General features: G+C 32.5%; 3 protein-coding genes. All 3 read right to left on the bottom strand.

Going from position 1 to position 2,048, the window contains the following annotated elements:
- A partial coding sequence (locus tag A9G22_RS06105; RefSeq protein WP_065587251.1) for an IS3 family transposase occupies nt 1–771 on the bottom strand: 771 nt, incomplete at its 3' end.
- Nucleotides 771–1,028 carry a transposase gene (locus A9G22_RS06100; RefSeq protein WP_065587250.1) on the bottom strand — a complete coding sequence of 86 codons (258 nt, stop codon included), beginning with the start codon at nt 1,026–1,028 and terminating at the stop codon, nt 771–773. The genes A9G22_RS06105 and A9G22_RS06100, both read right to left, overlap by 1 nt.
- A gap of 298 nt (nt 1,029–1,326) precedes the next feature.
- A partial coding sequence (locus A9G22_RS11385) for a hypothetical protein (protein ID WP_075508524.1) occupies nt 1,327–2,048 on the bottom strand: 722 nt, incomplete at its 5' end.

The raw sequence follows: 2,048 nt of genomic DNA, 5'->3' as shown, positions 1-2,048 counted from the left end.
CTCATGCGGTCTTTCGGTGTTATAAATCGTTAACCATTCTTCGGTTATTCTCCTTGCTTGTGCTAAGTTGTTAAAAAGATATAAATCGAGTACTTCAGTACGATAGGTGCGATTAAATCGTTCAATGTACCCGTTTTGATATGGGCTACCGGGCTCTATATAATCAATGGCTATATCATGTGATTTAGCCCAGTTTATAAAGGTTTTTCCTGTAAATTCTGGTCCATTATCGACGCGTATTTTTAATAGATAGCCATGATATTCAGCCAGTTTATCTAAGTAACGGGTAACTCTCCCTGCCGGTAAGCTTACTGCAATATCAATACCTAACGCCTCACGATTAAAGTCATCAATGACATTGAATGTCCTAAAGCGACGTTGATTACAGCTACTGTCACTCATAAAATCCATTGACCAACATTCACCTTGTTTATTAGGAACCAATAGCCTTTCTGGGCTTCGTGGAGGAATACGTTTTTTACGCTTTACCCTGAGATTAAGCTTTAATTCACAATACACCCGATATACCCGTTTATGATTCCATTTATAGCCGAGCTTTCTGATACGATTAAAGCATTTAGGAAAGCCCCAGCGTAAATGCCGGTCTGTGATAGCATTCAATACCGAAACAATCACCGAATCATCCTGTAACTTAGGTTGATAATAGTAAGCACAACGACTTAAGCCAACAATGGCACAACTCATAGCAATAGTAACCAAATGATTTTGTTGTAGTTGCTGTGCCCACGTTTTACGTGCTCCAGTTGGCACTAAAGCTTTTTTATGATTTCTTCCTGAAGCTGAGATTTTAAACTGAGCTCAGCAAACATCTGTTTAAGTTTACGGTTTTCGGCCTCAAGCTCCTTTAAATGTTTAATATCAGAGGTTTCCATACCACCGTATTTATCTCGCCATTTATAGAAAGTTGAATTCCCCATGCCATATTTACGGCAGAGTTCCTTGACAGGAATACCTGCTTCAGCTTCTTTTAAAATAGCGACGATTTGATGTTCAGTCATTTTTTTCATAATTAAATCCCCTTTACTTGTATCATAGAGAATTTTCTACTTTTTTGCTGTACTATTTTAGGGGATAGTTACATAATGACTCGTATCACTGACAAATTTTATCCCCCGACCTTGCTGGTAAAAACCAGTTGGTTTAGATGCTTGAATTAGTTTTGCGTCTTCTTCCACTAACAAAATTGTCTTTTTTATTTCTGGTAATTTATCTGATAATACTCAGATATTATTGATAAATTCAGGTAAATAATCATAGGTAAAGAGTTCTATGTGTGCTAAGTTTTATCTTTCCTATTTTTTATAATTAATCAAGGGAGAGAACTGTTATTAATTTTGTTTTACCGTTCTGATAAATAAAAGTATAAGTTGTTATGCCTCCTTGAAAATATTGAGTAAATTCTAGTTTATTTTTACCATACCATTTATAATCAATATCCACATCTCGGTCTTCATAGGTAACAGAGAAATTTTCGCCCACGTTAATTTTCTTTCTAAATACCTTATCAAGATCAAAACTCATTGCATTATAAACATCCAAAATAGTCATATTGTTATAATAGCAAATATCAGTATAACTCATATCAACTTGTTCTAATGCAATGCACTTTGTATTACTATAATAATTATTAAGGTTTTTCTCTTCTTGTTCTGGTAACCGTTGGTAAAAAACTAATTGTTTTTTATAAGTAACCATTAATTCATTGTTAGCAAGTTGGATAATATTCATGTAATCATTACGGTTACAAATTTCTGATAAACTATCTCTATCATTTGTATAAATTTTAGCGAAATTAGTAGTGGTTAGATGATATTCTTTTAATTCATCACTATAATTTTTTAAAAAATTATGTTTATTTAATTCATTATTTATATCGTCTTCACTTCCAGTTAATTCTTTAAAATCGCAACCTAAAAAGGTTATCTTTTGCTGATTATCTATAATCAAATTACCTAATGATTTTTTTATGTTTTTGTCTGTTTCAGGAGTTAATTTCTCATTGATTAATCTATAATAATTGTTATTTG

It is taken from the genome of Gilliamella sp. App2-1, assembly GCF_001690255.1.
Lineage (GTDB): Bacteria > Pseudomonadota > Gammaproteobacteria > Enterobacterales > Orbaceae > Gilliamella > Gilliamella apicola_G.
The sequence above is the reverse complement of the archived record's forward strand: the minus strand, read 5'-3'. Positions and strand labels throughout refer to the sequence as shown.